The organism is Lacrimispora amygdalina, assembly GCF_900205965.1.
GTDB lineage: Bacteria > Bacillota > Clostridia > Lachnospirales > Lachnospiraceae > Lacrimispora > Lacrimispora amygdalina_A.
Genome location: NZ_OAOF01000012.1, coordinates 95857 through 122316 on the forward strand (window position 1 = coordinate 95857; position 26460 = coordinate 122316).

Consider the following 26460-nt stretch of genomic DNA (forward strand, 5'->3'; position numbering starts at 1 on the left):
TGAATCCAATATTGTGTCATCCCAAAACCAGTTATCACAATAGGTATTATAAATTAAATCCTGAACCCATATATAAAAGCTATTTTCACTTATTGATGGAAGTCGACCAGCAAATCATTTTTCTACTACTTCTTTATTTGTATTATTCGATTGGTCTTTCAGATATGATATTGCTGCTGTTAGTACTTCATTGGTCTCAAGTTCGCATCTTCCATTTTCCCTATAAGGACAATTAACCCAACAACTTCCTCCAATTTTTAAATTTGAGCAATATTTAGGCAGTTCTAAAATTTGTTGCTTTGATAATTTAGTCATTATACTCATCCTCTCTTTGTCTTTGGTAAGTCTATTATGTTATTTTTTATTTGAGCTTGGTTTTGCTATTTTATAATCATATCCCGGATTTTTAATTTATTTTCAAATTTTCTATCATACTATTTCTGTAATTAATTATTAAAGTTTACAGGAGTGTATTTATGAATATTAAAAAAGAATTGAACAAGCAAAGAGCTAGAGCTATGAAACAGAGGCAAAGACAATATTTATATGCAAATATACATAAAGCTGAAAATATGATTAAAAAGATGGATCAGCAAATTCCTTTGATTAGAGAATATAATCAAAAAAATCCTAAAGATCTGCAGCTGGTCCCATGTAGTAAGATTCATAAAATTGTAGTATAAATACTAAAAGCCATCGATATGGCTTTTTTATTTTATAAAAAAACAAGTACTCTAAGGTACTTGTCTTTTATTAACTATATTATATATAACCCTTTAAATAATTTTATTAAAAAAATTTATTGCATCTTGAAGCTCGTTACATGATGCAATATATCCAGACGGATGTACAAAAATTAAGCCATTAGAAAATTTATTTAAGAGTGCTTTATCTCTTCCTCTTATCTCCTCTGGAAAATACATTCTTTTATATCCAGCTTTTAAATCCAGGCCAATTCTTTGTTTTTCTTCCTCATTCATGTCTATAGATAAAACGCTATAACCGCCTCTCTCTGATGGATAAATAACACCCTTTACATCTTCATGATCAGTAGAGAGAGATGTATAAGGTAAATATCGATCAAATATAAGAAGATCTTTTCTATTAGAACTTTTATAAATTCTCTCACACTCTTCTCTTGCCGGTAATAGTGAATTGATACTCTGAATTCTCTCCAGAATAATTTCTTCTAAGATATCAATCCTCTTTCTTCTCGGAATTAATGATATACCAAGTATAAAAGGTGAAGTTTTGTATTTGCCATATGTCTTATTAACTTGAGAAATAAATGTATTCTCAAACATTCTATTATCATCATTCATAAAAATATTTTTATAATATAAATTCCAAGCATTACTTACTTTATCATAATGAATTCTGTTCTTATTATAATATTGCTTTTCATTGATATTTTCCAATGCTATCATAATATCGGGATTAATTGTTTTACAAAATCTCGGGATAAATGTTGAATTTTTAAAATGTTCGATTAATCCTTTTAAAATTGGTAAAAAAGTTTGAACTGCATGATCAAATGCTACATCTGACTTAATTTTTGAATTCCACTTTGGATTAAAATACTCAATTGATGAGGATAATAAGTTTGTGTTGGATGATGTATCGCATTTATCAATTTCAGATACAAAAACATCATCAAATAGTTCAGCATTCTCTTGTTCCATAAAACAGGAGCCATAATCTTTCCATATAAGACCAAAAGCTGCATACAATTTTCCATTGTTTCGTTTCTTTACCTCCATATGGTGATCATACTTTCCTCCTCCAATATCATAAACAATACCGGAGAATGAGGCAGGAACTTCATTTAAACGCTTGTATGAGAATTTGGGATTAATTAGAATTAGTAAGCAAGTAGAAAGGACATCATCTGCATGAAATGTTCCATTATGTGTGATTCCTTCATTATATATTTTTAAATGGCCGGTGGAGCGGGCCAGGCTCTCAGAAAACATAGTAATATCTATATCCTTTCGTTTTACAAATCCAGCTTTGTTGACTCAAGCACTCCTGTCGGGTTAGTCATCGGCATACATTGGTATTCTGGATTCAAACTTTAATAAAACTAAGTTTGATATAGATATAATGATAGATTTGTTAGCAGAAACAGAATCAGAAGCGAAATTCTTTAAAACAAAAAAGAACCAGTTCATCTGGCCTTTCAAATTTTCATATTGTAAACTTACCTTAGCTTCTCTTCAATTCACCGTTCCAGAAAATAATGGACATAATCATGTCTGCCTAATGGGTTTGATAACTGAATACGTTTTATGTAATAATCAACGATTTCTCTAATTATTCTTATTAATAATAGAATGCGAGAATTTTATTATAACAAATTAAAACTCATTTATATAAAAAAAAGAAGAAGAGTTTTCACTCAGTCTTCTTCTTTAATTATTGTTACTTTTCATAAAGCGGTTTGTCTAATTCATCCGTTTCATCTTTTGCCTCTGTACCAACTTCTGCTGCTAATACTGCCCTTGCCGCATCCGTAGAGGACACATTTTCCGGGATACCAGTAATATTGAGATTTTTCGTTACTTTCGCATCATATGTATCGGCTTTCATGATTTCAGAAAGGTCAACGCCAGTTGCTTCCTTCATTGATTCAAACAATTTAGCCATTACAATCGGCACATTTCCAGCAACAGCGCCAATTCCATTACCAGCATCACCATTACCTCAATCTGAGAAAGTGGCTCTGCAATCTTACCGGCAATCTCTGGAAGGACCTTGATCATCATCTCAGCTGTAGCTACTTTGTTATACTTCTGGTAAGCTTCTGCTTTCTTTTCCATTGCTTCTGCTTCTGCTAACCCTTTTGCCTGAATAGCTATAGCTTCTGCCTCTCCCTTTGCCTTGATACCTTCTGCTTCCTGAAGCATTGCAAACTTTTCAGCCTCTGCCTGCGCTTTTTTCGCTTCCGCTTCTTTTTCCTGCTCATACTTTTTAGCTTCTGCTTCTTTTTGCCTTCTTGCCAAATCTGCTGCCGCTTTCTGCTCTACAGCATAACGGTCAGCATCAGCTTTTTTATTGATTTCTGCTTCCAGAGTTTGCTGCATAACTGCAACTTCTTTTCCTTTCAGTTCCGCTTCTCTTTCTGTCTTAGCAATCTCTGCATTTACAGTAGCAGTTTGAATGGTTTTTTGCTGTTCCTGCTTCTGGATTTCATATGCTGCATCCGCCTGAGCTCTCTTGGCATCTGAAATCTGTTTTAATTCTGCCTTCTTAATTTCCAGTTCATTGTTTCTGGTGGCAATTTCAGACTCAGCACTTACTCTGGCATCATTCGCTTCTCTGTCAGCTGCCGACTGAGCAATGGCAACTTCTTTATTTGCGTTTGCTTTTGCAATGGCTGCATCTTTTTTAATCTGTGAAATATTGTCAATACCCAAATTGTTGATGACATCATTTTCATCACGGAAATTTTGAACATTAAAGCTTACAAGCTCAATACCCATCTTTTCTAAGTCTGGAATTACATTTTCAGAAACCTTGTTTACAAATGTTTTTCTGTCTCCAATCAATTCCCGTAATTTCATGGTACAGATAATTTCACGGACATTACCCTCTAAAACCTCTGATACGATTGAACCAATTTCTTCAGCACTTTTATTTAGGAAATTCTGTGCAGCCAAATCAATCAATTCATCTTCTGCTTTAATTTTTACATTTACTGCTGCATCTACATAAATGTTGATGCAGTCCTGGGTGGGCACCGGATCCTTTGTCTGGATATCAAGCGGGATCAATTTTAAATTCAGCTTATCCAGTCTCTCCAAGAACGGAATCTTAATTCCAGCCCGGCCAATCAAAATCTTCTTTTTCTTTTTCAGTCCAGAAATGATGTATGCGGTATCCGGTGGTGCCTTTACATAACCTGAGGCAAGAATACCTAAAACTGCAATGGCTACAACAATAACTGGAACAATACTTAATAATTTTTCTAACACACGATTCTTCTATTATTTTACCAATAAATCTCGATTTGTTAATTAGAATAAGGTAACGTTATTTCTCCTATTGCGATCACAAATCATATTGGCCTTATTTATCTAAAATCAATATTTGTGATACTATAATTTTAGGCTTCAATTAAGAACATTTTTCAACTCACGGATTCTAATATTGTCGATGTGGTAATAACACGATTGTTATATCGATCATTTTTATTTATATAAATGTTAAAACAAATAAATAGTTTTTCATCTATTTGTTTAATTAAAAATATCAGAGATATAGGTATTAATTAACTTGTATTCAATAGGCTATAAATTAATATACGCTCTAATTTTGGTATAATAACGCAGTCCAGAATTATCCCAACTATAATTTATATGTTTCTCATTTTCATGTACTTCAGATCTTGACTCTACATTTGACTTTATTACTACGCCCAAATATCACTAATAATGGTATACCATGAAGTATTAGGCACGATAGAGACGAACTAAGGCATGTCAAATACTAAATCAAACGATCCACGGTATAAATTTTCTAGTATCATATATGAGGAATAGTATAGAAAATGGAGAGTTAATAAAAGCACTCATGCAAGTTTCTTAACAAATAAGCTAAAAAACACAAGTAAGCAAAATGTTTGATTTAGAGACAAAGACAAATGCAGGAACTATGATTTGTCAAAGTCAATGCCAAGAGTATTCTTTTTTGTTTTCTTTTATTGTTCTTAAAAAGTGAAATCAAAAGAAAATCAAATTGCCGGGCAATTCAAAAGAAGGAAAGAAAAAAAAGCAAGGAATACCCATATCTTTTTTGAAATTATAAAAGTAGTTTTTTATATTATTTTTTTCTTTTCGTTATTACTTATTACGCAAATCCGTCTTTGACGGAGTTTATACTCGTTAAAACGAGTTTATATTTCTTTTGAATAACTAAAAAGAGCCCTTAAGGCTCTCTGAAATCTTTTATATTATCTATTTTTTTAGTTATTATAAGTTCATCATTATTTATAATATTTCCTTTTAGAAACAAATCGATTTTTTTATTATTTGTTTTATTACCAATCACCAGTTTATATGTGTAAAAAACTTTTTTTGTTACTTGTGTTGTATTTGCATATGTCTCTATAAACAATCCATTTTCATTAATAATTTCAATTGAATTGATAAGGTATTCTTGATTTCTAACATGAACCTTTTTGTTATTAAAATTATCAATTTCGCAAGAAAAATCAGAATCTAAAAGATCTATATCTCCGATATATTGTGTTTTAACATTACAATCCAGCACACTTCCGTATGTATAGCCACATGTACTCCCAATTACTGCAAAAAACACCGCCAACACTATAACGCTAGGTAGTTCGAACATGAAATCAACTCCCACTGCCATAGCCATTATCACCGCAATTACCGCACCAATTAATGCACCAATCATTATATATAATGCCATATTTTCCTCCCTTTCTTCCTTACAAAATATACAACACCTAATTTATTTTTTATCTTTGAAAATAATTATGATACCCAGTATTCATGATATTTGTACTTTCTTTTACTTCAATTTCAGTATTACTTTCTGCAGAATTCACCTCAATATCTTTTACTTCCACATCCTTTTTTGCTCTAATTCCAAGAATCTCTTCCTCGTTTTCTTCTAATTTAATGCTATAAGTTTTCGATTTATCTAAAGTTTCTTTCACTATTTTTTTCCTGTAATCCTTTAATGGTGATGCAATCATTGTATACGGGATAGGAATTTGTTCATTAATTGATCCGCATTTTGTCGTACCCATAACCTTTATTTTGCATTCAGATACATCCTCATCTTTTAGTAATTCATTCAGTGAAGATACGATTTTTAATGAATCTACGATATCCTTAAGCGCTTGTTCCTGTGAATTTGTTTTAAAAATTTTCGCCATTTTTTAATGACCTCCCTGTTTTTTATTGCCTTATATATTATGTAAGAACACAATTTAGTTAAAATGATGTTGAAATTATAATTGTCATTATTAACAATATTGCATAATTAAACTATAAAGATAAACAAAAAGGAGCATAACTAAATGACAAACAGGACAAGAGATTATTATAGAAAGATGAGAAAAAAAGCAATTAATAGAAAGGAACGAATTATTAATTCATATAGATCTGATAACCTTCCCTCATACTTCAATGGTGTTGAAGACTGTTATGATTCTGATTATTATTCATGTGGTAATATTCGCCCTTATTGGTATGTAAAACATAAAGGAATGCTTTCAAAAGGGAAAATTTATTGCTCTTGTGATTTTTGTGCGTTTCATGAAATAACGGAACAAGACAAGCGTCAGTTGATGTCTATGGAGTCGAAACTGACTGATTATTATGAGGACACTAGTTCTAAATATGCTACAAATATTTTAACACTTAGAAGTAATATTCGAAAAAAAGCTCATGGAGTGTATTATCCAAACTCATCCAATTATCCAGGCACTACTCTCTATAAACACGGAGATTCTAAGGCTTTCGATTATGAGGAGTTTATCACACTCAATCAGAAATAGCCTATTGTAATAACTCATTTTTAAAGATAATTACTGGGCTTAAATATCTGCAATATATATTGTATTTATTGAAATAGTACATCAAAAGGCCTTTGGGCCTTTTTTTCTATACCTAAATTTGATTTTATGATTAGGAAAAATTTTGAGAGAAATTTCTACGGATGAGGTATATATAGATAATAGCAATAAAATTGCAAAAATCATTTTCTATTATATTTTCTTACATACTATAGAAAACAAGAAAGAAGAAAAATCATGAATGTAAAACTAACAAATCGCATTGCTTCAAAATTAATAAAATTAAAGCAAAACAGATCTGCCTTTACGACTGTTGCTTCTCTGGAAGAAATTGTAAATGGAGCTACAGTACAAAATGGAGAATTCATTGATACAAATCAATCCAGAGAACTATTCAAACAATATGCTGTGAATAAAAGAAATATCGATCAAGAAGCCTTTGACAAAGCATTTCCAAAGTTAGAGATAATTCATTCAGTTGACTTAATGAAAAACCCGTATCTAGAAAACATTTCACTGCCGTTATTTGAGAACGAAAGATTAAAACTCGAAACAAAATTTCACATGAAAAATGAGTATTGTATCATAGATCAACCTAATCAAACCTCTGAATTGATGAAAACTTTTAAATTAGGAATCTTCGATGGACCAGCGTATACTTACACGTTAAAAGAGAACGGCTCTATATTAGATAGTGTTGGTCCATATGAGATTAATACGATGAAAAAGCATATTAACTCTGCAACTGGAAATGTACTTGTATTTGGATCCGGTTTAGCCTATTACCCGTATATGCTTTCGTTAAAAAATAATGTTTTTAAAGTTGTAATTGTAGAATCCGATGAGCCTATATATAATTTTATCAGAAGAAATATTTTACCCTTATTCTCTAATAACAAGGTGGAAATCATATTAAGTGATTATGAAAACTATATGGAAAGCCACGTCAATTTAAACTATGATACAGTTTTCTTAAACTGTTGGCGTGACACATGCTCAGGTGCTGAATGCATACAGAAGTTTGCTAAATATGAGCTGCTTTATCCGAATTCGAAATTTCAATATTGGTTGGAAGATTCCATTCTTGATACGTATGTAATAAACATAGAGGAATATTTCAATGCAAAGGTTGGGACAGATGAGTACCAGGATTTTTTCAAACAAGTGAATCCCGATTTGTGGCGATATATGGAATCGATTGAGGATACAATTTCAAGACCAGACCAAATTAATTACTACTTGACGAGAAAATTCGCTAAGAAATATCTTACAAGTATAACGAAATAATAATTTTTCATATTAAAAAAAGAGAATTGGTTTTTCCATTCTCTTTTTAAATTTATTTACTTATCTTATCTGCTATTGTACTTGCTATATATGAGTCTGGCTTTACTAGGCTCCTTTTCTTTAATCACAATTAGTAAATGTTATTGGAATGACTTTTATTTCTTTACATCCTTCTTCTGTATCTGTCATACCTGCACAAGATAACATCTCTCCGGATTCAACGATAAACGCTTCTACTCCTCCATGCTTGCTAAAATATTCTGTTTTCAAGCAGATTTGTTTTACACTATCTACTACTATGTAAAATAATCCCGTCGGACATTCTAAAAGATTTGTGATTGCACTTTCAACCAGATTCAAATTTGGTCTTAAGTTTTTTAATCGGCTTTCTGTTAATTCAATGGATCTTGGATTAATATCACAACCCAAGTAACTTCTTCCCAATCGGTTCGCTGCAACACATGTTGTCCCACTTCCAAGAAAAAAGTCAGCCACCAAATCACCAGGCTTACTGCTGATTTTAATTACTCGTTCCACATACTCAATTGGTTTTTGTCCTTCATATCCAACTTTTTCGCTAAATTTATCATTTTGATTTAGGGCTTCAATTGTCCATACATCGGTATACCCTTTTACAATATTGTCATTAATTCTATGAATCGGTTTTGCGTAAAACAGCATACTCTCGTGTGCAGATTCCAATTTTTCATAACTATAATTCTTCCAGCTTCCTTGATTCCAAATAATTTCATTTCGGAAAGAGTCAAAGCCAAAAACCTTGTCCAGTTCGACTCTTAAATAATGAATTAATCTGTAATTACAATGCAGATATACCGCACCCGTATCTTTTATTACACGCCACATTTCTCTTAAACGTGGTTCATACCATTCCATTGCCTCAATAGCATTACCTAATTTATCTTCATAATCATCGAAAGTTTTCCCTGTATTATAGAGAATATCGCAAAAAATCAAATCTACTGAATTGTCCGGTAAGTTCTTTAATAATTCTAAGTTGTCTCTTAAAAATAGCTGATTATTAAATTCTTCTTTTTTTAACATTTTTTCTCCTTTAATAATTTTATATAATATATAATGTATTTTTTAATAATTAGTAAATAACAGCAAAATTAAAAAGAGCTTTCATGCTCTTACTTTTTTGTATACATGTAAAATTTTCAAAAAACTTCCCATATCCGGAATCGTACCGACATGGATACTTAAGAGAATTCTAGATCCTCAGCGCTTGCCACTTACGCCATGTGGGCATGAATAAATTTATAGGTATTAAATCAATAATGTCCATAGTGGGAATCGAACCCACACATGGTTCTTAGCCATGCACGTCTTCCTGTTCCGCCATACGGACATTTCTTAAGAGAACTTAATGTTCCTGAAGGGAGTCGAACCCTTATTTCCTAGTTCGTAGCCAGGTGGTCTATCCATTAGCCTACAGAAACGTAATAAAATTTTTCATGATGGGATTTAAATCCATAAGGCGTATTCCATTTAAAGAAAAATGCTCACAAAGGGATTCGAACCCTTACGCCTTTGGCAGCTGATTTTGAGTCAGCCATGTATTCTATTCCATCATACGAGCAAAAGCACAGTATGGGAGTCGAACCCATCTTTTCAGTTTTGCAGACTGACGCCCTACCGCAAGGCTAACCGTACATAAAAACTTTAACTATCAATTTTACCAATTGCTTCTGTCCAAAATTCAACTGAAACATCGTCAATTTCTTCTTGATATTCTTCTTTTAATTTCAATAATATTCTATAAAACGCCATTGCTTCATCCATCATTTCAAATATCATTAAACATTTTAGAATTCTTGTAATTCTTAGATAATTATGGTTTCCTGAATTTATCCAAATTTCTTTTCTCTTCTCAAAATCATTACCTTTTTCAATTTCTACTTTTTCTAATTTTAGGCCGTAAAATCTTAACATCATTTTAAATGACTTTTTAATATTTTCTTGAATTAGAGAGTACTGCATTGAATCTCTTTTTATTTGATTCATTTCATACTCTGTTAAAATTGGAATAAAAGGTTCTACTTTAGAGTACTCATACAAAGGAAACATATATTGAATATAATCATGTTTAATTTCCAACTCATCATTACTCATATCCCAGTAATCTTTTAAATAATTACTGTTAATATTCCGAGCTTTATTTTGAAAGAAATCCTCATAAGTAAATCTTTTTTGTTTTCTCAAATTTATAATAAAATTTAAAATCCTCATGTTATTTCACCTATTATTTTATTGACTATATAACAACTATTCGAAAGCTCCCTGACAGAATCGAACTGTCATTAACTGCTTACGAGGCAGCCGTTCTACCATTAAACTAAAAGAGCATAAATGACTCTGGTGGGAATTGGACCCTACATCTCCAGCTTGAAAGGCTGGTGTCGTAACCACTTGACTACAGAGCCAGAGTGCATGTGACAGGATTCGAACCTGTGGTATACGGGTTAAAGGCCCGTTGCCATTCCGCTTGGCTACACATGCAAAATTTGAAACAATGTCGGTAAAGGGATTTGAACCCTTATGCTTTTGCGCTTGATTCTAAGTCAAGTGTGTATTCCATTCCACCATACCGACTTATTATCCATAATAAAAGTTGAAAATTATACAGATAAAATGACGTCTACTGGATTTGAACCAGCGATACCGCCGTGAGAAGACGGTGACTTAAACCACTTGTCTAAGACGCCAAACTTTATCATTAATTACAATGATAAGCAGCCCATTCATGATTTGAACCTGATACTTTCCGAATCAAAATCGGATGTTCTTTCAATTGGACTAATGGGCTATTAAACAGATCCTTAGGGACTTGAACCCTAACTTTAGTTTTGGAGACTAATGCGTTACCACTTACGCCAAGGACCTATGTAACACGGATAGCAGGGCTCGAACCTGCATGGGATAAACCACTTGCCGGAGTCAAATTCCGGTGCCTTACCATTTGGCGATATCCGTATAGTACTCACAGAGGGAATCGAACCCTCACGAATTTCTTCCTGGGATTTTAAGTCCCATGCGTCTTCCAATTCCGCCATGTGAGCATAAGTATAAATAAAAAATGGGACTACCGAAGTAATCCCATTGATACACACAAATTACATGTATAAACAAACTTATGGATTAATAAAACTTCGATATTATCATTCAATTTTCACATCAGAAACTAACCACTCTTTGTTTTTAAGAGTAGTTTTTTGTTCTAAACAATCCTGCAATAATTGACGAAGGTATCTCATTTTTTTAATCTCCTTTTTTAATCTTTTGCTGTAAGCATGTGTACTATCATTCACCTAAACCATCCTGTTTTAATAATTTGACTATTATCGAAGGAAGTAACATATTTTTCTAATGGCGGCTTAAGGTGTAAAACCAGCAAATATTCCTATATCGAGTAAACTCAAAAACCAGACCGGCTTTCAATTCATTTAACTCTTATTTGCCCAAGGCCATTATCCAAATATTCACATATGGACAGCTTTGTTTTATATCTTGATTTATGTTACATATATATTATGATAGAAATTCAAAAAATGTTAACCACTTTTTTAAATTTTCTAAAAAAAAAGGCAGATGCTGCCTTTTAAACTTCGCTAATCATTTAATTCGCCGGTTAAAAAATCATATAAATCTTCTGAAGTTTTTAATTTTACATCCTTCCCATCTATCATAAACATTCCTGGCAACCATTTTTCACCAAAATCTAGACTACAAATAAAAAAACAAATAGCCTCATGTTTATCATCAAATACAGTCATTAATAGTTCGATTAGTGTATCCTCTAAAGATAGCGGACAATAGACGCTATCCTCACAGTTCTCTTCGAATACCTTATTAATATTATCTATCTTTTTATTATATTTTTTTATTTCATCTATACACCATATAAATTTTGTTTTATTTATTACTGACTCAGAGGCAACTGCAGGATAGGTTTGGTGAACATAGTTTCCGCATGAGTCAATTATAATTATCTGATTATCCTCTGTTACTGCAAATTCTCTGTTTCCACGTGTTGGTAAGTCAGCTGTAGATAAAGCTTTTTCTTTATCACCTTTAAATCTTATAAGATTCATAGATTCTCCTTTTTATTAAATATTACATCTACTGCTTCCATATTTTCTGTTTTACTATGACTCATTATACTCTACGCTTAGATAAAAAAAGAGAGTATTTCTCTCTCTTTTACATATTAGCCGAAAGTAGTCCATATCCATATTCTTTTCTTTTATATACAACACCAATTCTGCCATCAAGGATATTCATAAAGATATGGAAGTCATGATCTAGACACTCCATCTCTTCTATAGCTTCTTCTGGTTTCATCATCTCAAGATCAAACTGTTTTTCTTTTCCAACTAAATAATGCTCTTCCAATTCTTTTTCTGTTTCTAAAACAGAGTTTATTGGAATGCGCTTCTTTTCTAACATCTTCTCTTTCTGTTTTCTTAACTGTCTAGCGAGAACTTCCTCAACCATATCAATTGCTTCATAAAGATCTTTGCTTCTTCTTTCTGCTCGAATCACTTTATTCTTTTCAATTGGAATGGATACTTCAATGATCTGGTCATCTTTTACAGTTCGTATCAACACCTTCACTGGAGTACTCTCCTTCAGATATTTTTCGCATTTTGATAGCTTTTCAGTAATAGCCTCTCTCATTCCTTCAGTGATTGTGACTGTTTTACCAATAATAGAAATTTTCATATTGAAATTCTCCTTTGTTTTTAATACAGAAATATCAAAACATTATATATGCTCCGTTGACTTCTGTTGACACATATATAATGTCATTTGGCATTTATAAACAATATGCTTTATTAGAATATCATTTTATAAGCGCTAAATAATTTATATTGATATTATTTAGATTCTTTTTTACACATTATAAGAATGAACATTTTATTGAATAAAAGGAGAATATAGTATGGACCATTTTACAAACATGGTGACAATGCCACACGTCATTGAAAAAACTATTGCAGGAGAAAGATTTTATGACATTTTTTCAAGATTATTAAATGATCGAATCATTATGCTTACCGGAGAAGTTTGTGATGAGATGGCGGCTTCTATCACCGCTCAGCTCCTATTCCTTGAGTCTGTTGATCCTGAAAAAGATATTTACTTATATATCAATAGCCCAGGAGGCTCTGTTACAGCTGGTATGGCAATCTACGATACAATGAACTACATTAAATGTGATGTATCAACAATTTGCATGGGAATGGCTGCAAGTATGGGAGCTTTTCTTCTTTCTGGAGGAACTAAGGGTAAGCGTCTCATTATGCCAAATGCCGAAGTTATGATTCATCAGCCATCCGGTGGCGCAAAGGGACAGGCTACAGAGATTAAAATTGTGGCAGAGAATATTTTAAAAACAAGGAACAAACTGAATGAAATTTTATCAGCGAGTACCGGAAAGCCATTAGATGTCATTGAGCGTGATACTGAACGGGATAATTACATGTCTGCAAAAGAAGCTCTTTCATATGGGCTTGTAGATAGCATTGTATCCACAAAATAAAAGAAGGCACAAGCCTTCTTTTTTTATGTTCAAGATATTTATATATTTGCCAACTTCCTCATCCTAAAAAACAAATCTTGATTTTTAAAGCAAATCTTTTGAAAAGCTTCATTATTCAGTAAATCTTTCAACCCGTCTATTCCTGCCCAAAGTCTCAAATGCTGAATTGGAAACTTTTCATTTGAATATTCAAAAAGTTTATCATATTTTTCTTTTTCGTATTGCAATATATCTCCACTTAAATATTCTGAAATCCAATTAAATGCTTTTTTCTCAAGATCATTCATCACAATAAATTTATTATCTTCTTCTGTGATGATTTTTTCAATCATGAATTTAAAATCACCTGGATAATTACTAATTCTTAAAAGATATAAAAATCTTATCAATTGAATTAAATCAGGATTGTTGATATCCCATTTTATGTAACCAGAATCTGTTGAAATGACTTCTAAATCTTTTTTATAAGAAGCAAATCTCTTTAATTTACTACCATTAGGATCAGCGCTATTAAGATAATTGTCAAATTTTTCTCTATACAAACAAGAAGTATCTATTGTAAACCCAATCATCTCTATATCTACGCTATAAATGCTCATTAAATAGTCTCTACAAACACTTCCATCTTCAAGTGTGTCTTTAACATAAGAAACTTCTAAATTCCCATCTAGAAAGTCCCACATATAAGAGTGCATACGTTTAGCTGAAGTAATTTCCTTTATAGGAACGCATACCTCAAAAATTTCTGCATGATATCTGTCATGTTCGTTTCCATTATTGTCCCAACTTGTATCTCCTTCTCCATTCCAATCGAAACAATTAACCATCATTTGAAATTCTATTGTATTTATTTTAAGTTCCGAAATCACTAATCGATTACTATTATAATACTTAAATAATGGAGCAGCTAACATTTTACTGAAACTTTTAAAGTATTCCGAATCTTTTTTATTATTAATAGCATCTCTTGTCCCAAACATCATTTCATCCATACACATTTTCAAATTGTTTGCTTTTCTTAACTTATTGTATGAATCATTTCTATCATCTCTTTCCGCTCGGAAACAAAATGTTTCTGAATTTTTATCTACATCTAAACCATGAACCGATTTCAAAATAGACAAATAACCTTCTTCGCAAAAGTCTCTGATAGATACCTCCGCTCCTTGAAAAAGCCACTTTTTTTCTATTATACAGTTGTATTCGTTCAGAAAATCTTCTATACTTTTTTTCAACTCCATAAGTTATTCCTCCAGTTACAATAAATTAATTATATATTTTTATTATAGCATACATTATTCATTAATATATAGAAATCATTTCTAATCTGGTTTCCCTAATAAAAATCCCTGGAAATAATCGATTCTCTGTTTTCTCAAATAATCCAAATCAGCAACCGTTTCAATACCTTCAGCTATTGTTAGGCATGCATATTTTTTTGCAATCTTAATAATTTCCTGTAATTGTTCTTGCTTTTTTAAATCTTGATTAATTCCAGAAATAATACTTCTGTCTATTTTAAGATACTTTGGCGCTATGATTTGTAAGTTTTCAAACGTATTTATGCCATAATCATCAATTGCAAAATCAATACTATAATTTTTTAATCCTGCTTTTTTCTTATTAATTACCTCTGAGTCTAACTTTGGATATTCAAGTATCTCAATTACTGTTTTCCTTAATAGCTCACTATATTGATTCATTAAACTTAATAAATCAGTTTGATTAAGAAAAATATTTGGGAAGGAATTAATGAATAACTTTTCTTGAAGGTTTCTTTTTTGATATTCTTTAAAAGTTTCAAAGAAAGTTAGCTTTTCTATTTCATAGAAATCAAAATATGTATTACATCTTTTAATTACTTCGATAATGCTTGTATCTGAAAATCTCATCAATCCCTCATAAGCAAAAATCTGCATTGTTTTCGCATCAAATATTGGTTGAAAAATAATATGTACTCGACTATTCATTCGCAGATCTCCTAACCACTGGCTTATTTTCTGTTTTCGTTTCCTCTTGTTCTGAATTTACAAATCCAGGGCCATAATTATCATCTTTTTTATCTTCTGGTATTATTTCATCCATTTTGGTCTCTGGTACTGTCTCGATATAATTTTCTGATTCAGAGATGGTTTCTGCTTGAGTTATAGCCTCCTCTTGCACGACTGATTCTTTAGTCGGTTCAGTAGGTAATGTCTCTTGTGTCGTGGGTGGTTTTACTTTGTTATTTATCCCACCAGAGCGTTTATTGTCAATTTTTTTACTAATTTCTTTAACCTTTTCCGATGGTAAATACGATTGAGTTCCAAATAAAAATTCATGGGCTTTCACAACATTTGTCTCTAAAGTATCCGGGAAAACAAAATCTTGTCGGTCAACGTTCTTTTCTATTATCTCAAATGGAAATCCACCATTCTTTACAAGCTTATATTTTGTGACATTCATAGCTACATCTATGACATCCTTTGTATTAATTGAAGATGAAGTCATAGGAAATACAGTAGTTATAATATTACTTAATGTCGCCCAGTCCGAATTCTTAGCCTTTTCCAAGACAGCATTCAACACAGTCCTCTGACGTTCCGTTCTCTTATAATCATTTCCTGCTGTATACCTTATTCTGGAATATGCAACCGCTTGCACACCATCTAAATGATGCATTCCTTCGCCATGAATCTGCACAGAACCTATTCCTGTATTTTTTACAGTTTCTGTTATATAACCATTAATATATTTTAATTCGTCTTTTGTTAACTCGATATCAACACCACCTAAAAGATTTACTGCAGTAGCCACAGCCTTCCAATTTACCGCTATATAATCATCCAGCTGCAGATCAAGATTCTCATTTAATACTTCTACTGCTTTTTTAGGTCCTCCCATAGCATAAGCCTCATTCACTTTTTTATACCGATCATCTCCAGTTTTCAAGCATGTATCTCTATAAACAGACATTAATCCTATATCACCAGTCTTATTATTAATTGATGCTATAATGATCACATCTGAATTTGTTCCTGATAAGTTTTCCATATTTCTAGAGTCAAGGCCAAATAAAGCAACGGTCCAGTTTTCTTTTAATGTTGAAATAACCTCGTTTGATATATTTGGATTAGTCATCTCCTTTACTTCCTGCTTATCTATTTTCTGTATTGTATCAATCGTATTGTCCACTTTCTTATAACCAATAAATATAAATATTGCAATAACAGTTAAAAAAGCTAATATTACGGCTGCGCCAATTTCTATTATCTTTGATTTCATTTTATCTCCTTATCTCTCAAACTTTTGTCATTTATAGTATGATAAGATTCCATAAATAAAATAAAATTAGTAATAAAAAAAGGCCTTTTGGCCTATGAAATTGTTTTCTACTATTCATATTCTAGGTGACCGACGGGAGTCGAACCCGCAAAAAGCGGAACCACAATCCGCTGTTGTACCATTTGAACCACGGTCACAGTTACGACTATGGGAATCGAACCCATATTTAAGATTTAGGAAATCCTTGTTCTGTCCATTGAACTAAATCGTAAATATCAGTAACTGGAATCGAACCAGCGGCCTTCAGGGTATGAATCTGATACTCTGACCTACTGAGCTATACTGATAAAAATAAGTAGCTAAGGAAATTGTTTTTTTATTTTTAGTGTTCTGTACAGTATCTGTATGATTATTTTTTCAACAATCAGAATAGTGGATGGTAGATTCGAACTACCGACTTCCTCCTTATCAGAGAGGCGCTCTAACCACTGAACTAATCCACTTTGTTTGTAACCAGCAGCTCCTGCATGAACTGGCTTTGTGCTGCATTATATCCACTCTACGTGCACACAGCTGCTTCGTTAGAATAAACGCTCTACAGACTTATGTTTTTATACTGTGTTTTAGGGCAGGAGCTTAATACCCGATGCTGGATTTGAACCAGCGACTTCTGATTTGTAGGAACGGCACTCTCCCGCTGAGTTAATCGGGCAAAATGGAATCAGAGAGATTTGAACTCTCGACATTCTGCGTGCAAATTCATTCTATGAATTGAAACTTGATAAAATCAAGTTTTCAAGACAGATACTCTCCCATCTGAGTTATGATCCCATAGCAACCTAGCCAGAATTGATCCGGCACTATAAGGTCAAATCGGAGCAGTGGGACTCGAACCCACACTTTTTTCCTTCCAAGGGAAGGCGCCTGCCAATTAGCTACACACTCCGTTAAATATCCTTAAAGAGAATCGAACTCTTATCCTGAGTTTAGAAGACCCATGTTCTTTCCATTGAACTATAAGGATAAAATACTGGATGTCGGAATTGAACCAACGACTTCTTGCGTATCAGACAAGGTTTCTACCTCTGAATTAATCCAGTATAAGTGGGACGAGAAGGTGTCGAACCTTCATCCTGTAGATTTTCAGTCTACCGCTCAGACCGTTTAAGCTATCGTCCCTTATTTTCTGCCTTTGACTTTGATTAAATATTCCACTCACACTAATGCAATATCTAATCAAAATCTCCGGCATAACTGGATGAGCGGGACTTGAACCCACGACCATCTGCTTAACAGGCAACCGCTCTAACCAACTGAGCTACCATCCAAAAATATGATTTTAAAATATCAAACGACTCTGATGGGACTCGAACCCACAATTTTCCGATAGACAGTCGGACGGATTAACCTTTCTCCTACAGAGCCATATACAAAAAATAGAGCCGCCGAAGCGACTCAGATATGTACAGTTCTATAATCATTCCTGATTATAACATGTTTTTATCTTGCTTCGTTTATCAAAAGGTTTAAAAATACCCATGTCAAAAAATCTATCCATAATATCGTTATGCACAGGAATTGCCGGTACATTAATATGATTCATAACAGTAATATTCTTTAACATGATTCTTTACCCTCTCTTTAATTTGATATAATTTGCTGTAAGCACATGAGCTAATCACCTATAGATAATTGTATTTACTTATTAAAATGTATTAGGAAGGAAGCTTTACCCGGCCTTTAATGATTGTAGGCACAATCACGAGTCAAATACATTAGATGACATAGCAAGATAATACATGTATGGACAGCTTTGTTTTTATAACTTAATTTATGTTACATATATATTATGATAGAAATTTTAAAAATGTTAACTACTTTTTATAAAATTTTTTTATTATATTTAAAAAAGGTAGAAATGCTCTACCTTTTAATATTATATTACATATTTCTTTCTTTTTCCTTTGCCTTAACATCTACCCAGTTTAATTGTGCTGTTTTTTTAACTGTGTTATTTTTATCATTTATTAAGACATCTAAGCAATATCCCTTTTTAGCAACCTCATTGCGTACCCTCCAATTATCATCATATAATAATTTTTCTAGTTCATAACCCATAAATGCACAATACATACGTGTATATACTTTTTTGCTTTTTGCCATTAGTTGAGGATTTTTTATGATTTTATTTCTCAATATTAAATCTCTTATCAATGAAATGACATCAAAAATAACCACTCCTGTCATAAACAAAATTGCTAAAAGTAAAATATCTTTCATTTTAAATTTCACCCTTCTAAATCTCAGTTTAGCTAATTTGATATCTTAACAATTCTTTTCTTTGACGAGTCTCGATAATCACATACAAAGGAGTTTCCACCATATCTAACTCAAGTGCAGTCAAAGCACCGTTCAACCGACCTTTTGTATAAGAATATGATTCTGCATTGTCTCGATTATATACAACATTATTTTGTTTTTCGATTACATAATTTTGCACTAATCCATACAAAAAATCGTTTCTTTCATTTGCAGTCATATAAACTCCTTTTAATCAATCAAATTGTGGTTTTAACTACCTACTTTAATGGCAATTCATCTGTTTTACCAGTCAGATAATCCAGCAAATCCATTCTTCCACCGTACACACAATGTACTCTATCCATTTTTCCTTTATCATTTAACCACATAGCGGCCATAAACCTGTGATTACCATCTTCAATGAAAGGGATTGGACATATTGTCATACCATTACAAATATTGTCAATCTGAATATTATAAATCTCATCAGGGTGATTTATAAAATATATCACTCTACCAATATGCCAATCGTCATCTTTCGGAAAAGCCATTCTATCTGCATTATTTCCAAACTCATCTTTTTGCTCTGGTAAACTTATTAAAATTCCTTCCGCTACATCATCTAATGTTATCCTTGTACCTTCGTTCCAACCTCTATCTGGAATAAATCCAGACAATCGTTCAATTAATATCATTTCGCCATCTTTAGATTTTTTATACAAATCTACACTCCTCCTTTTGAATTCTTGTTTTCATCTAGTTATTTAATTATAAAATTATTGGTGGATAAACACCCACTCCATTATCGTAAACTTGAACAAATTTATACACTGCAACAATTTCATATCCTATTACCAAATCTCCTATTTCATAATCTTCCCACGCATCAGGATACTTTTCTTTTGTTTCTTTATCTAAGATAAAACCAACACCAATTTGGTCATCTCCATACTCATAAACATCATCTAATGGCAACATTTCAAAACGTTGGTCTTCGTCTCTAATGCAATCTGGGTCGTAACAAATATGAATACGGTTTCTATCCAATTCAACAAAACCATAACGGTTATGCGTTGTCTGGATTAACATTCCCTGTTCTAAATCTGATTTTTTCATTATTAGATTTTCCTCCTATAAATTATCTCTTTCTTTGGTATTAAAGCCGCTTGTCCCTTAAGTTTAACCGCATATCCATATGCCTGACATATAATATTTTCTCCTTAACTATTTGTGATTGGATACAGTTAATAAAAAAATAATCTCTTCATCAACTCCACTTTTGTCTTTAATGTTACTAATATGTATTAATACCAGGTGAAACAAAAAATATCTTACAATAAAAAAAAGGCTTACGCCCTTTTTAGAATGCTTAGCCAATCTAAGTTTTATCTCCTCTCTCCGTTAGCGTCTACATAATATCCATCTGGAGTCGATCTTTCTGTATACATTGCTCCTTCTGGAAGTGGACCATCTATACCGGTCTGTAAATAATACCACGGGCCACTAGGACCAACTGATATCCAGCCAGTTAAAACGGCACCTCTTGTTCCATCAGAAACAGGATTTAAATAATACCAATATCCATTAACCTGTACCCATCCAGTTTGCATGATCCCATAATCATTAAAATAAAACCAATGATTATCCGACTGCATCCATTTGGTTATAGCCGCTTTATTGCTATTATTAGGGTCAAAGTAGTACCAATTACCATTAATCTGCTGCCAGCCTGATACTTTTCCTTCTGAATCCTTAAACGTTAAGTTTTCTCCACTTCCCGAAAAATTGCCATAGGAAGTGTTCTCCTCAGAAGACACAGAATTGTTTGCATTCACCCAATTAGAGGATTTTAAATAATTCGATTGATCTGAATCTTTAGCAATTGCTCTAACCTTAAAACTAACATTGTTTCCATCTGTAGCATATGAAGATAAATCAATTTCAGGCTTTGTGACTTTGACTGTTTTATAATTCTTATAATCACCATTGTCATCTTCTTTTAGAATTTGAATCTCATACATTTTACAGTAGTCCACTTTATCCCAAACGCCTAAATATTCTTCTTTAAAATAAATGTTTGTGGGATCTTCAAGTGTTACTTTGGGAATATAATTAACCTTAACTGTAATTTTGCTGCTTTTAATTGTTTTATCTGCGACTTCTCCATTTGATATACTAATATTCTTTATTTTTGATGTATCAAATTTATATCCATCTTTTGGCTCAATAGTTAAATCGTATGTCATTTTAGTTCCAGGTTTCCAATCACCATAGTCTTTTGATAATGTCGAATCTGTTATTTCATAAGAACTAGAATTAGTTTTTGGCTCCACTTCATAAATCGTTCCCGCTTCTGTTTTTGTTTCATACATCGATACCGAAACAGAGGTGATTTTACTTTCTGCAAATGATGTAATGCAAAACATCATAGCAACTAACATTGTTATTATAAATACCTTAATATTTTTCATTTTTTTCTCTCCTTTTGAAGTATTTATATTAATATGTATTTATTAGCTATCATTTAATATAGCTAAACACGTATACCTACCCTTGTTAATTTATCAATGCAATAAATTTATGAATTACTACAATAACCAATATCGAATCTCATCTATAAAAAAGACTGCATCAAGCAGTCTTATAATAAATTATCTATTTCCTTTTTCCATAGATGCACAGACGCATCAGAGGGCATACGTAAATCTCCTCTTGGTGATACCGAAACAGAACCAATCTTAGGACCATCCGGCAAACAACTTCTCTTAAATTGCTGTGAAAAGAATCTTCTAAAGAAAACGTCCAACCATTTTAATATTTCATCTCTCGAATACTTTTCTTCAAACGCTTTTTCAGCTAAGCAAAGTATCTTCTTTGGCCCATATCCAAACCGTAAAGTATAGTATAGATAGAAATCATGTAACTCATATGGACCGACTTTCTCTTCAGTCTTTTGAATTATTTTTCCGTTTTCATCAGGCGGAAGCAATTCTGGAGAGACAGGTGTATCCAAGATATCGCATAGTACATTCATTAATTCGTTATGGCTTTCATAATGAGCGTAATAATCTACTAAATACCTGACCAGAGTTTTGGGAATATCTACATTTACTGCATACATTGACATATGATCACCATTGTATGTACACCACCCTAATGCCAATTCTGATAGGTCTCCAGTTCCAATTACAATCGCATTTTCCTTATTCGCCAGATCCATAAGTACCTGGGTACGCTCTCTCGCTTGCGCATTCTCATAAGTTATGTCATGAACATCACTATCATGCATAATGTCTTTTAAATGCTGTGATACAGAATCTTTGATTGGTATTTCCATCAAAGTACACTCTATTTCTTTTGCTAACTTACAAGCGTTTAAATAAGTTCTGTCCGTTGTACCAAAACACGGCATTGTGACCGCTAAGATTCCTTTCTTATCAAGTTTTAACATTTCAAAAGTTTTATTGATCACAAGCAGAGCCAGAGTTGAATCTAGGCCTCCGGAAACACCAATGACTACTTTCTTACACTGGATATGCTCCATTCGCTTCTTCAATCCAATTGCCTGAAGAACTAATATTTCTTGACAACGATCTTTTCTCTCCGAATTCTCCGATGGAACAAATGGACTTTTATTTACATGTCTTATTAAATCAGTTGAATTTTCCTGATTATAGCTATAATCAATAATATAATAACCGCCATCATTGACTTCATAAGTGTTCATTTTTCTCCTCTCAGAGTTTAGTCTTTCTAAATCAATGTCAGTAATTAATAATTTTCCAGTCTCATATTTTTGCTCTGCAAGAATATTTCCATTTTCAGCAATTAAGTTATGCCCGCTAAAAACCAAATCTTGTGTTGACTCACCCTCTCCGGCACTGGCATATAAATAAGCTGCAATTAATCTGGCTGATTGTCCAGAGACTAGATGTTTTCTATATTCACCTTTTCCAATAATTTCATTAGAAGCAGAACTGTTTAATATAATATTAGCTCCAGCCATTGCGTGTTTTGAACTTTCCGGAATAGGTACCCATAAATCTTCACATATTTCTGCAGCAATAACGGCCTTTGTTTCCTTATTTCTCAATAGGACTTTTGTTCCAAATGGAATTTTGTAAGAAACAGAAATATCTTCTGAATTTTTCCATTCAATCATTTCTACAGCCTCTTTGCCTTTGGTAAAATGTCTTGCCTCATAAAATTCCTGGTAGTTTGGTAAATGAATCTTGGGAATAATAGCTTTCATATAACCACTTTGGATAAGGCCAACAACATTATATAATTTTCCATTATGCTCAAATGGAAAACCAATTGCTATCAAGCAATCTGTTTCAACTGATTCTTTTATTACTCGATTTACCGCAATGTATGCTTGTTCAATTAACACACTATGTAAAAATAAGTCCTGACAGGTATAACCAGTAATGCATAATTCAGGTAAAACTAAAATTTTTACCTGTTTTTCTTTTGCTACCTTTATAAGACGAATTACTTCCTCCGTATTTATATCTGTATTTGCCACTTCAATTTTAGGAGTAGCCACAGCAACTCTTAAGTATTCCATTTCTTGTTTTGTTTTTTTGTAAGTGTTCTCCATCTTTTCTCCTATCTACTATACTAAATGATGATATATATAAATGCACGTCTCATATATCTCTGCAAATATCCTTTATTCCATGCCAAAACTATTTCCTACACCTATTCCGTATTTTCCAAATATAATCGCTTTCGCCCTACCGTTCCATAGTTCAAAAAACTTATCTGGATTCGTGTGTTCAGCATTTGTAATCCAAACAAAACAAATTTTCCATATCCATATAAAATAATAATCCTTTATCTTTCTCAAATATATTAATGGTCTTTTATTCATTGATTCTCCTTTAAGTCAAGGTTAGGCATTGGTTGCCACATGACAACTCTTTTATCTATTGTAGCTTCCATATGATGCATATTTCTATCATGATAGAATTCACAAAAATTCATAAATTCATAAATATCGTATAAAGATTGATACACTCTCTGCCCATCACTAACAATAAATCTCCCGTCATCTTTTAAATATTCTTCTTTAGTTGGCATTCTATCGCTACATAAAATCCAATTATTCTGGCTACTCATCTAAACTTAACCTCCTAACTCCTGCATGCTCGTTATATGCAGTTGAAGTGAAGTTGTGTGTGATTACTACACCTTTACTTTTCAAATATTCTTTTAAATTCATATAATTTTCTCTATTCCTCCTTCTTATTATTCTTATGTTTCCAACCCTCAACAACTCATCCTAACTTCTGTCCACAATATCTACAGAATTTATCAGATTTATTAATCTTACCATCGCATCTAGGGCATACGTATACTCTTGATTTTCCATCAAATGTATCTCTGTGTATGATATTCATAATATCTATGTAATTTTTCTTCTGGCTTACAATTAACGTTTCAGGCTCAATCCTTATCTGACCGGCTTCCCAATCAAACCCAGGATAAATGAGCTTTACACTTGTACAAGCCCTAGCACCTATCGAAGATTCATTCAAAGTAATAACTACCTCTTTTCCTTTTCTTGAATAGTCTGGCGTATTTTCATATATAAAATCAATTTGCTTTTTAATTTCCTCTAAATTCATAAATCACCTTTCTTAATTCATCTGACCGAAACACCAGGCTCCGGCCAAATGTTTTTATACAATATTAAACTCCAGTGAAACTGGATTTACAATCATCGAATGTTTTACCTTTTGATTGGCATTTTTCACATAGCATTTGTTTGTTATCACTTACCTTCCAACCATACGTTAATGCTGTTTTTTTTACACTCTCAAAAGAATCTTCTGCTATTGCAGATCTGACTTTGCCAGAATTCGAACCTCACTAAAGTGAGTTTGCATTTACCATTTTTCCACCAATGCCACACACGTCGCACCAGAAATTTACAACTCTTCTATATCCCATGAGCAGCTCCGCTACTTAAATCCATCAGCCGATTCAATCATTCATGTCTTATAAACTATGAGTGTTCAATAAATCTTCTTTCAGTTTATAAAGGGCCGGAGACATATCAAGGTAATGTAAATGAGGATTTTCAAATCGTTTTTCTTCTTCCCAAACTTCATTCTTCAAACGATAGTCAACCATATTTCTCAAATGATGAACATCTTGTATTTGATCACATAATTCAGTCTTCTTTCCATTATTTATAAACAAATGTTGCATTGGAGTAAAAGTACAGTGATCCAAAGATACTTTTTTCCATGGTGTCCTCGTGTCGATCACTTCATATGAACCACTTATCTTATTCGGATCTTCATCCCATAAGGTAAGCAATTCGCCTACACCAATTCCGTCTTTATTGATAATTCGCCATACTTTCTTGAGTCCGGGATTTGTTACCTTTTCAATATTTTCAGAAATTTTGATTCTTGGTTCAAATACTCCATCTTTTTCTACAGCACAGAGTTTATAGACTCCACCAAAGACCGGATCTGATTTTGCTGTGATTAAACGTTCTCCTACACCAAATAAGTCAATGCAGGCTCCCTGGCTAAGAAGAGAACGGATGGTATATTCATCAAGACTATTAGAAACAACAATCTTACAATCTGCTAAGCCGGCTGCGTCTAACATTTTTCTAGCCTCTTTTGATAAGTATGCTAAGTCTCCACTGTCCAATCGAATGCCTTTTAATCGTTGTCCCATTGGCTCCAGAACCTCGTTGGCCACTCGAATTGCATTTGGTATTCCACTCTTTAAAACGTCATAAGTGTCAACTAATAATGTCGTTGCATTAGGATATGTTAAAGCATATTCTTTAAATGCGGTATATTCATCCGGATAAAACATTACCCAGCTATGAGCCATAGTCCCGCTTATTGGAATATTAAACATTTGACCTGCTAAAACAGTTGCCGTACTGGCAGCTCCTCCAATATAAGCCGCTCTAGCTCCATACACAGCCGCGTCTATATTATGTGCACGGCGAGCTCCAAAGTCAGAAACTGCTCGGCCATCAGCGGCTCTTACTATCCTATTTGTTTTCGTAGCAATTAAAGATTGATGATTAAATTCCAAAAGGATGGCTGTTTCTACCAACTGTGCTTCAATCAAAGGTGCAATCACTGTAATTACCGGCTCATTCGGATACATAATATCTCCCTCATAAAAAGAGTAAACATCACCGGTGAATTTAAAAAAACTGAGATATTCTAAAAACTCTTCATCGAATAAGTTCTGCTTACGTAAATACGATATATCTTCTTTACTAAAACGAAGATTTATAATGTAATCTACAATTTGCTGCAGTCCTGAGAAAATAGCAAAGCCGGCTCCATCTGGATTCTTTCTGTAAAACACATCAAATGCTACCTTTACATTTTTATCCTGATGTTTAAAATACCCATTCGACATTGTCATTTCATAAAAATCCATTACCATACTTAAATTTCTTTCTTCACTCTGCAATTTCATTATTTTTTCTCCTTTTTACTCATCTTAT

At 32.7% G+C, this 26460-nt stretch carries 27 protein-coding genes, 25 tRNA genes and 1 pseudogene; 4 read left to right on the plus strand and 49 right to left on the minus strand.

Features of this window, described 5'->3' with window-relative positions; all coding sequences use genetic code 11:
* Positions 1-114: 114 nt before the first annotated feature.
* Positions 115-315, minus strand: coding sequence for a hypothetical protein (locus tag CRO04_RS16125; protein WP_097005297.1), 201 nt, complete (start codon positions 313-315; stop codon positions 115-117).
* A gap of 161 nt (positions 316-476) precedes the next feature.
* Here CRO04_RS16125 and CRO04_RS16130 point away from each other — a divergent pair, with 161 nt between their 5' ends.
* Positions 477-683 carry a hypothetical protein gene (locus CRO04_RS16130; protein WP_097005298.1) on the plus strand — a complete coding sequence of 69 codons (207 nt, stop codon included), beginning with the start codon at positions 477-479 and terminating at the stop codon, positions 681-683.
* Positions 684-776: 93 nt separating this feature from the next.
* Here the strand turns inward: CRO04_RS16130 and CRO04_RS16135 are convergent, their stop codons facing one another.
* The 4 genes and pseudogenes from CRO04_RS16135 to CRO04_RS16150 all read right to left on the minus strand — a co-directional run bounded on the left by CRO04_RS16135 (position 777) and on the right by CRO04_RS16150 (position 5905).
* Positions 777-1973 carry an MYG1 family protein gene (locus CRO04_RS16135; RefSeq protein ID WP_097005299.1) on the minus strand — a complete coding sequence of 399 codons (1197 nt, stop codon included), beginning with the start codon at positions 1971-1973 and terminating at the stop codon, positions 777-779.
* Between the two features lie 448 nt (positions 1974-2421).
* Positions 2422-3974: pseudogene (locus CRO04_RS16140) on the minus strand (flotillin family protein).
* Positions 3975-4926: 952 nt separating this feature from the next.
* Complete coding sequence (locus tag CRO04_RS16145; RefSeq protein WP_097005300.1) at positions 4927-5433, minus strand: hypothetical protein; 507 nt, start codon at positions 5431-5433, stop codon at positions 4927-4929.
* A gap of 49 nt (positions 5434-5482) precedes the next feature.
* Positions 5483-5905 (minus strand): hypothetical protein, encoded by a 423-nt coding sequence (locus CRO04_RS16150; protein ID WP_097005301.1) that lies wholly within the window; start codon positions 5903-5905, stop codon positions 5483-5485.
* Between the two features lie 144 nt (positions 5906-6049).
* Between CRO04_RS16150 and CRO04_RS16155 the strand changes: the two genes are divergently transcribed.
* Together CRO04_RS16155 and CRO04_RS16160 are read left to right on the plus strand one after the other, a co-directional pair.
* Positions 6050-6529 (plus strand): hypothetical protein, encoded by a 480-nt coding sequence (locus CRO04_RS16155; RefSeq protein ID WP_097005302.1) that lies wholly within the window; start codon positions 6050-6052, stop codon positions 6527-6529.
* 255 nt (positions 6530-6784) lie between these two features.
* Positions 6785-7834, plus strand: coding sequence for a hypothetical protein (locus tag CRO04_RS16160; protein WP_097005303.1), 1050 nt, complete (start codon positions 6785-6787; stop codon positions 7832-7834).
* A 120-nt stretch (positions 7835-7954) separates the two neighbouring features.
* Here the strand turns inward: CRO04_RS16160 and CRO04_RS16165 are convergent, their stop codons facing one another.
* From CRO04_RS16165 to hpf, 18 genes are all read right to left on the minus strand, one after another.
* Positions 7955-8896 carry a DNA-methyltransferase gene (locus CRO04_RS16165; RefSeq protein ID WP_097005304.1) on the minus strand — a complete coding sequence of 314 codons (942 nt, stop codon included), beginning with the start codon at positions 8894-8896 and terminating at the stop codon, positions 7955-7957.
* Positions 8897-9133: 237 nt separating this feature from the next.
* A tRNA-Leu gene (locus CRO04_RS16170) sits at positions 9134-9203 on the minus strand.
* 19 nt (positions 9204-9222) lie between these two features.
* Positions 9223-9294, minus strand: a tRNA-Arg gene (locus CRO04_RS16175).
* A gap of 60 nt (positions 9295-9354) precedes the next feature.
* Positions 9355-9434 (minus strand) — tRNA-Leu (locus CRO04_RS26320).
* 3 nt (positions 9435-9437) lie between these two features.
* Positions 9438-9508: transfer RNA gene (locus CRO04_RS16180), tRNA-Cys, on the minus strand.
* A gap of 9 nt (positions 9509-9517) precedes the next feature.
* Positions 9518-10084, minus strand: coding sequence for an opioid growth factor receptor-related protein (locus CRO04_RS16185; RefSeq protein ID WP_097005305.1), 567 nt, complete (start codon positions 10082-10084; stop codon positions 9518-9520).
* Between the two features lie 45 nt (positions 10085-10129).
* Positions 10130-10200 (minus strand) — tRNA-Thr (locus CRO04_RS16190).
* Positions 10201-10205: 5 nt separating this feature from the next.
* Positions 10206-10278: transfer RNA gene (locus CRO04_RS16195), tRNA-Glu, on the minus strand.
* 4 nt (positions 10279-10282) lie between these two features.
* Positions 10283-10354: transfer RNA gene (locus CRO04_RS16200), tRNA-Lys, on the minus strand.
* A 14-nt stretch (positions 10355-10368) separates the two neighbouring features.
* A tRNA-Leu gene (locus CRO04_RS16205) sits at positions 10369-10447 on the minus strand.
* Between the two features lie 40 nt (positions 10448-10487).
* Positions 10488-10560, minus strand: a tRNA-Glu gene (locus CRO04_RS16210).
* Positions 10561-10588: 28 nt separating this feature from the next.
* Positions 10589-10661 (minus strand) — tRNA-Gln (locus tag CRO04_RS16215).
* Positions 10662-10667: 6 nt separating this feature from the next.
* Positions 10668-10738, minus strand: a tRNA-Trp gene (locus tag CRO04_RS16220).
* 6 nt (positions 10739-10744) lie between these two features.
* A tRNA-Gln gene (locus tag CRO04_RS16225) sits at positions 10745-10828 on the minus strand.
* Between the two features lie 4 nt (positions 10829-10832).
* Positions 10833-10914 (minus strand) — tRNA-Leu (locus CRO04_RS16230).
* 99 nt (positions 10915-11013) lie between these two features.
* On the minus strand, positions 11014-11163 hold the full coding sequence (locus CRO04_RS26325) for a hypothetical protein (protein ID WP_166432588.1): 150 nt from the start codon (positions 11161-11163) through the stop codon (positions 11014-11016).
* A gap of 300 nt (positions 11164-11463) precedes the next feature.
* A complete protein-coding gene (locus CRO04_RS16235) occupies positions 11464-11946 on the minus strand; it encodes a hypothetical protein (RefSeq protein WP_097005306.1) in 483 nt (160 codons plus the stop codon).
* A gap of 109 nt (positions 11947-12055) precedes the next feature.
* Positions 12056-12577: a ribosome hibernation-promoting factor, HPF/YfiA family gene (hpf, locus tag CRO04_RS16240; RefSeq protein WP_097005307.1), complete on the minus strand. Its 522-nt coding sequence runs from the start codon at positions 12575-12577 to the stop codon at positions 12056-12058.
* A 238-nt stretch (positions 12578-12815) separates the two neighbouring features.
* On the opposite strand from hpf, the gene clpP reads away from it, so the two are divergent.
* On the plus strand, positions 12816-13397 hold the full coding sequence (gene clpP / locus CRO04_RS16245; protein WP_097005358.1) for an ATP-dependent Clp endopeptidase proteolytic subunit ClpP: 582 nt from the start codon (positions 12816-12818) through the stop codon (positions 13395-13397).
* 38 nt (positions 13398-13435) lie between these two features.
* Here clpP and CRO04_RS16250 read toward each other — a convergent pair whose 3' ends face one another.
* The 26 genes from CRO04_RS16250 to CRO04_RS16365 form a co-directional block, all read right to left on the minus strand.
* Positions 13436-14638: a hypothetical protein gene (locus tag CRO04_RS16250; protein WP_097005308.1), complete on the minus strand. Its 1203-nt coding sequence runs from the start codon at positions 14636-14638 to the stop codon at positions 13436-13438.
* An 81-nt stretch (positions 14639-14719) separates the two neighbouring features.
* On the minus strand, positions 14720-15367 hold the full coding sequence (locus CRO04_RS16255) for an EAL domain-containing protein (protein WP_097005309.1): 648 nt from the start codon (positions 15365-15367) through the stop codon (positions 14720-14722).
* A complete protein-coding gene (locus tag CRO04_RS16260; protein ID WP_097005310.1) occupies positions 15360-16661 on the minus strand; it encodes an LCP family protein in 1302 nt (433 codons plus the stop codon). Before CRO04_RS16260 ends, CRO04_RS16255 begins: the two co-directional genes overlap by 8 nt.
* A gap of 124 nt (positions 16662-16785) precedes the next feature.
* Positions 16786-16858 (minus strand) — tRNA-His (locus CRO04_RS16265).
* 2 nt (positions 16859-16860) lie between these two features.
* Positions 16861-16932 (minus strand) — tRNA-Arg (locus tag CRO04_RS16270).
* Positions 16933-16934: 2 nt separating this feature from the next.
* Positions 16935-17008, minus strand: a tRNA-Met gene (locus CRO04_RS16275).
* 83 nt (positions 17009-17091) lie between these two features.
* Positions 17092-17164, minus strand: a tRNA-Ile gene (locus tag CRO04_RS16280).
* A 137-nt stretch (positions 17165-17301) separates the two neighbouring features.
* Positions 17302-17373, minus strand: a tRNA-Val gene (locus tag CRO04_RS16285).
* Positions 17374-17377: 4 nt separating this feature from the next.
* Positions 17378-17492 (minus strand) — tRNA-OTHER (locus CRO04_RS26330).
* A gap of 42 nt (positions 17493-17534) precedes the next feature.
* Positions 17535-17608 (minus strand) — tRNA-Pro (locus CRO04_RS16290).
* 5 nt (positions 17609-17613) lie between these two features.
* Positions 17614-17685, minus strand: a tRNA-Arg gene (locus CRO04_RS16295).
* A 4-nt stretch (positions 17686-17689) separates the two neighbouring features.
* A tRNA-Ile gene (locus CRO04_RS16300) sits at positions 17690-17761 on the minus strand.
* 5 nt (positions 17762-17766) lie between these two features.
* A tRNA-Phe gene (locus CRO04_RS16305) sits at positions 17767-17840 on the minus strand.
* A gap of 75 nt (positions 17841-17915) precedes the next feature.
* Positions 17916-17989 (minus strand) — tRNA-Asn (locus tag CRO04_RS16310).
* A gap of 24 nt (positions 17990-18013) precedes the next feature.
* Positions 18014-18086: transfer RNA gene (locus tag CRO04_RS16315), tRNA-Asp, on the minus strand.
* A 516-nt stretch (positions 18087-18602) separates the two neighbouring features.
* Positions 18603-18941 carry a hypothetical protein gene (locus CRO04_RS16320; RefSeq protein ID WP_097005311.1) on the minus strand — a complete coding sequence of 113 codons (339 nt, stop codon included), beginning with the start codon at positions 18939-18941 and terminating at the stop codon, positions 18603-18605.
* A 28-nt stretch (positions 18942-18969) separates the two neighbouring features.
* Positions 18970-19200: a hypothetical protein gene (locus CRO04_RS16325; RefSeq protein WP_097005312.1), complete on the minus strand. Its 231-nt coding sequence runs from the start codon at positions 19198-19200 to the stop codon at positions 18970-18972.
* A gap of 40 nt (positions 19201-19240) precedes the next feature.
* A complete protein-coding gene (locus CRO04_RS16330) occupies positions 19241-19684 on the minus strand; it encodes a hypothetical protein (protein WP_097005313.1) in 444 nt (147 codons plus the stop codon).
* Positions 19685-19730: 46 nt separating this feature from the next.
* Positions 19731-20078: a hypothetical protein gene (locus CRO04_RS16335; RefSeq protein ID WP_097005314.1), complete on the minus strand. Its 348-nt coding sequence runs from the start codon at positions 20076-20078 to the stop codon at positions 19731-19733.
* A gap of 269 nt (positions 20079-20347) precedes the next feature.
* Positions 20348-21433 carry an N-acetylmuramoyl-L-alanine amidase family protein gene (locus CRO04_RS16340; protein ID WP_097005315.1) on the minus strand — a complete coding sequence of 362 codons (1086 nt, stop codon included), beginning with the start codon at positions 21431-21433 and terminating at the stop codon, positions 20348-20350.
* Positions 21434-21603: 170 nt separating this feature from the next.
* Positions 21604-23565, minus strand: a complete 1962-nt coding sequence (locus CRO04_RS16345; RefSeq protein WP_242974521.1) for an NAD(+) synthase — start codon at positions 23563-23565, stop codon at positions 21604-21606.
* Between the two features lie 72 nt (positions 23566-23637).
* Positions 23638-23838, minus strand: a complete 201-nt coding sequence (locus CRO04_RS16350) for a hypothetical protein (protein WP_097005316.1) — start codon at positions 23836-23838, stop codon at positions 23638-23640.
* Entirely contained in the window at positions 23835-24086 is a 252-nt protein-coding gene (locus CRO04_RS16355) for a DUF551 domain-containing protein (protein ID WP_097005317.1), read from the minus strand. Before CRO04_RS16355 ends, CRO04_RS16350 begins: the two co-directional genes overlap by 4 nt.
* Positions 24079-24240: a hypothetical protein gene (locus CRO04_RS26335; RefSeq protein ID WP_166432589.1), complete on the minus strand. Its 162-nt coding sequence runs from the start codon at positions 24238-24240 to the stop codon at positions 24079-24081. The genes CRO04_RS16355 and CRO04_RS26335 overlap by 8 nt, the downstream gene beginning before the upstream one ends.
* 4 nt (positions 24241-24244) lie before the next feature.
* Positions 24245-24595, minus strand: coding sequence for a zinc ribbon domain-containing protein (locus tag CRO04_RS16360; protein ID WP_097005318.1), 351 nt, complete (start codon positions 24593-24595; stop codon positions 24245-24247).
* 373 nt (positions 24596-24968) lie between these two features.
* The gene (locus CRO04_RS16365) at positions 24969-26432 is read right to left on the minus strand and encodes a nicotinate phosphoribosyltransferase (protein ID WP_097005319.1); all 1464 of its coding nucleotides are present in this window, start codon (positions 26430-26432) and stop codon (positions 24969-24971) included.
* Between the last annotated feature and the right edge of the window lie 28 nt (positions 26433-26460).

Excerpts from the sequence above, each read along its gene's own strand:
- CRO04_RS16250 (WP_097005308.1), bottom strand. The coding sequence starts at position 14,638 with ATGGAGTTGAAAAAAAGTATAGAAGATTTTCTGAACGAATACAACTGT.
- CRO04_RS16350 (WP_097005316.1), bottom strand. The coding sequence starts at position 23,838 with ATGAATAAAAGACCATTAATATATTTGAGAAAGATAAAGGATTATTAT.
- CRO04_RS16260 (WP_097005310.1), bottom strand. The coding sequence starts at position 16,661 with ATGAAATCAAAGATAATAGAAATTGGCGCAGCCGTAATATTAGCTTTT.
- CRO04_RS16235 (WP_097005306.1), bottom strand. The coding sequence starts at position 11,946 with ATGAATCTTATAAGATTTAAAGGTGATAAAGAAAAAGCTTTATCTACA.
- CRO04_RS16185 (WP_097005305.1), bottom strand. The coding sequence starts at position 10,084 with ATGAGGATTTTAAATTTTATTATAAATTTGAGAAAACAAAAAAGATTT.
- CRO04_RS16365 (WP_097005319.1), bottom strand. The coding sequence starts at position 26,432 with ATGAAATTGCAGAGTGAAGAAAGAAATTTAAGTATGGTAATGGATTTT.
- CRO04_RS16335 (WP_097005314.1), bottom strand. The coding sequence starts at position 20,078 with ATGAAAAAATCAGATTTAGAACAGGGAATGTTAATCCAGACAACGCAT.
- CRO04_RS16360 (WP_097005318.1), bottom strand. The coding sequence starts at position 24,595 with ATGAATTTAGAGGAAATTAAAAAGCAAATTGATTTTATATATGAAAAT.
- clpP (WP_097005358.1), top strand. The coding sequence starts at position 12,816 with ATGGTGACAATGCCACACGTCATTGAAAAAACTATTGCAGGAGAAAGA.
- CRO04_RS16355 (WP_097005317.1), bottom strand. The coding sequence starts at position 24,086 with ATGAGTAGCCAGAATAATTGGATTTTATGTAGCGATAGAATGCCAACT.
- CRO04_RS16160 (WP_097005303.1), top strand. The coding sequence starts at position 6,785 with ATGAATGTAAAACTAACAAATCGCATTGCTTCAAAATTAATAAAATTA.
- CRO04_RS16145 (WP_097005300.1), bottom strand. The coding sequence starts at position 5,433 with ATGGCATTATATATAATGATTGGTGCATTAATTGGTGCGGTAATTGCG.
- hpf (WP_097005307.1), bottom strand. The coding sequence starts at position 12,577 with ATGAAAATTTCTATTATTGGTAAAACAGTCACAATCACTGAAGGAATG.
- CRO04_RS16125 (WP_097005297.1), bottom strand. The coding sequence starts at position 315 with ATGACTAAATTATCAAAGCAACAAATTTTAGAACTGCCTAAATATTGC.
- CRO04_RS16345 (WP_242974521.1), bottom strand. The coding sequence starts at position 23,565 with ATGGAGAACACTTACAAAAAAACAAAACAAGAAATGGAATACTTAAGA.
- CRO04_RS16165 (WP_097005304.1), bottom strand. The coding sequence starts at position 8,896 with ATGTTAAAAAAAGAAGAATTTAATAATCAGCTATTTTTAAGAGACAAC.
- CRO04_RS16135 (WP_097005299.1), bottom strand. The coding sequence starts at position 1,973 with ATGTTTTCTGAGAGCCTGGCCCGCTCCACCGGCCATTTAAAAATATAT.
- CRO04_RS16130 (WP_097005298.1), top strand. The coding sequence starts at position 477 with ATGAATATTAAAAAAGAATTGAACAAGCAAAGAGCTAGAGCTATGAAA.
- CRO04_RS16320 (WP_097005311.1), bottom strand. The coding sequence starts at position 18,941 with ATGAAAGATATTTTACTTTTAGCAATTTTGTTTATGACAGGAGTGGTT.
- CRO04_RS16325 (WP_097005312.1), bottom strand. The coding sequence starts at position 19,200 with ATGACTGCAAATGAAAGAAACGATTTTTTGTATGGATTAGTGCAAAAT.
- CRO04_RS16340 (WP_097005315.1), bottom strand. The coding sequence starts at position 21,433 with ATGAAAAATATTAAGGTATTTATAATAACAATGTTAGTTGCTATGATG.
- CRO04_RS16155 (WP_097005302.1), top strand. The coding sequence starts at position 6,050 with ATGACAAACAGGACAAGAGATTATTATAGAAAGATGAGAAAAAAAGCA.
- CRO04_RS16150 (WP_097005301.1), bottom strand. The coding sequence starts at position 5,905 with ATGGCGAAAATTTTTAAAACAAATTCACAGGAACAAGCGCTTAAGGAT.
- CRO04_RS16255 (WP_097005309.1), bottom strand. The coding sequence starts at position 15,367 with ATGAATAGTCGAGTACATATTATTTTTCAACCAATATTTGATGCGAAA.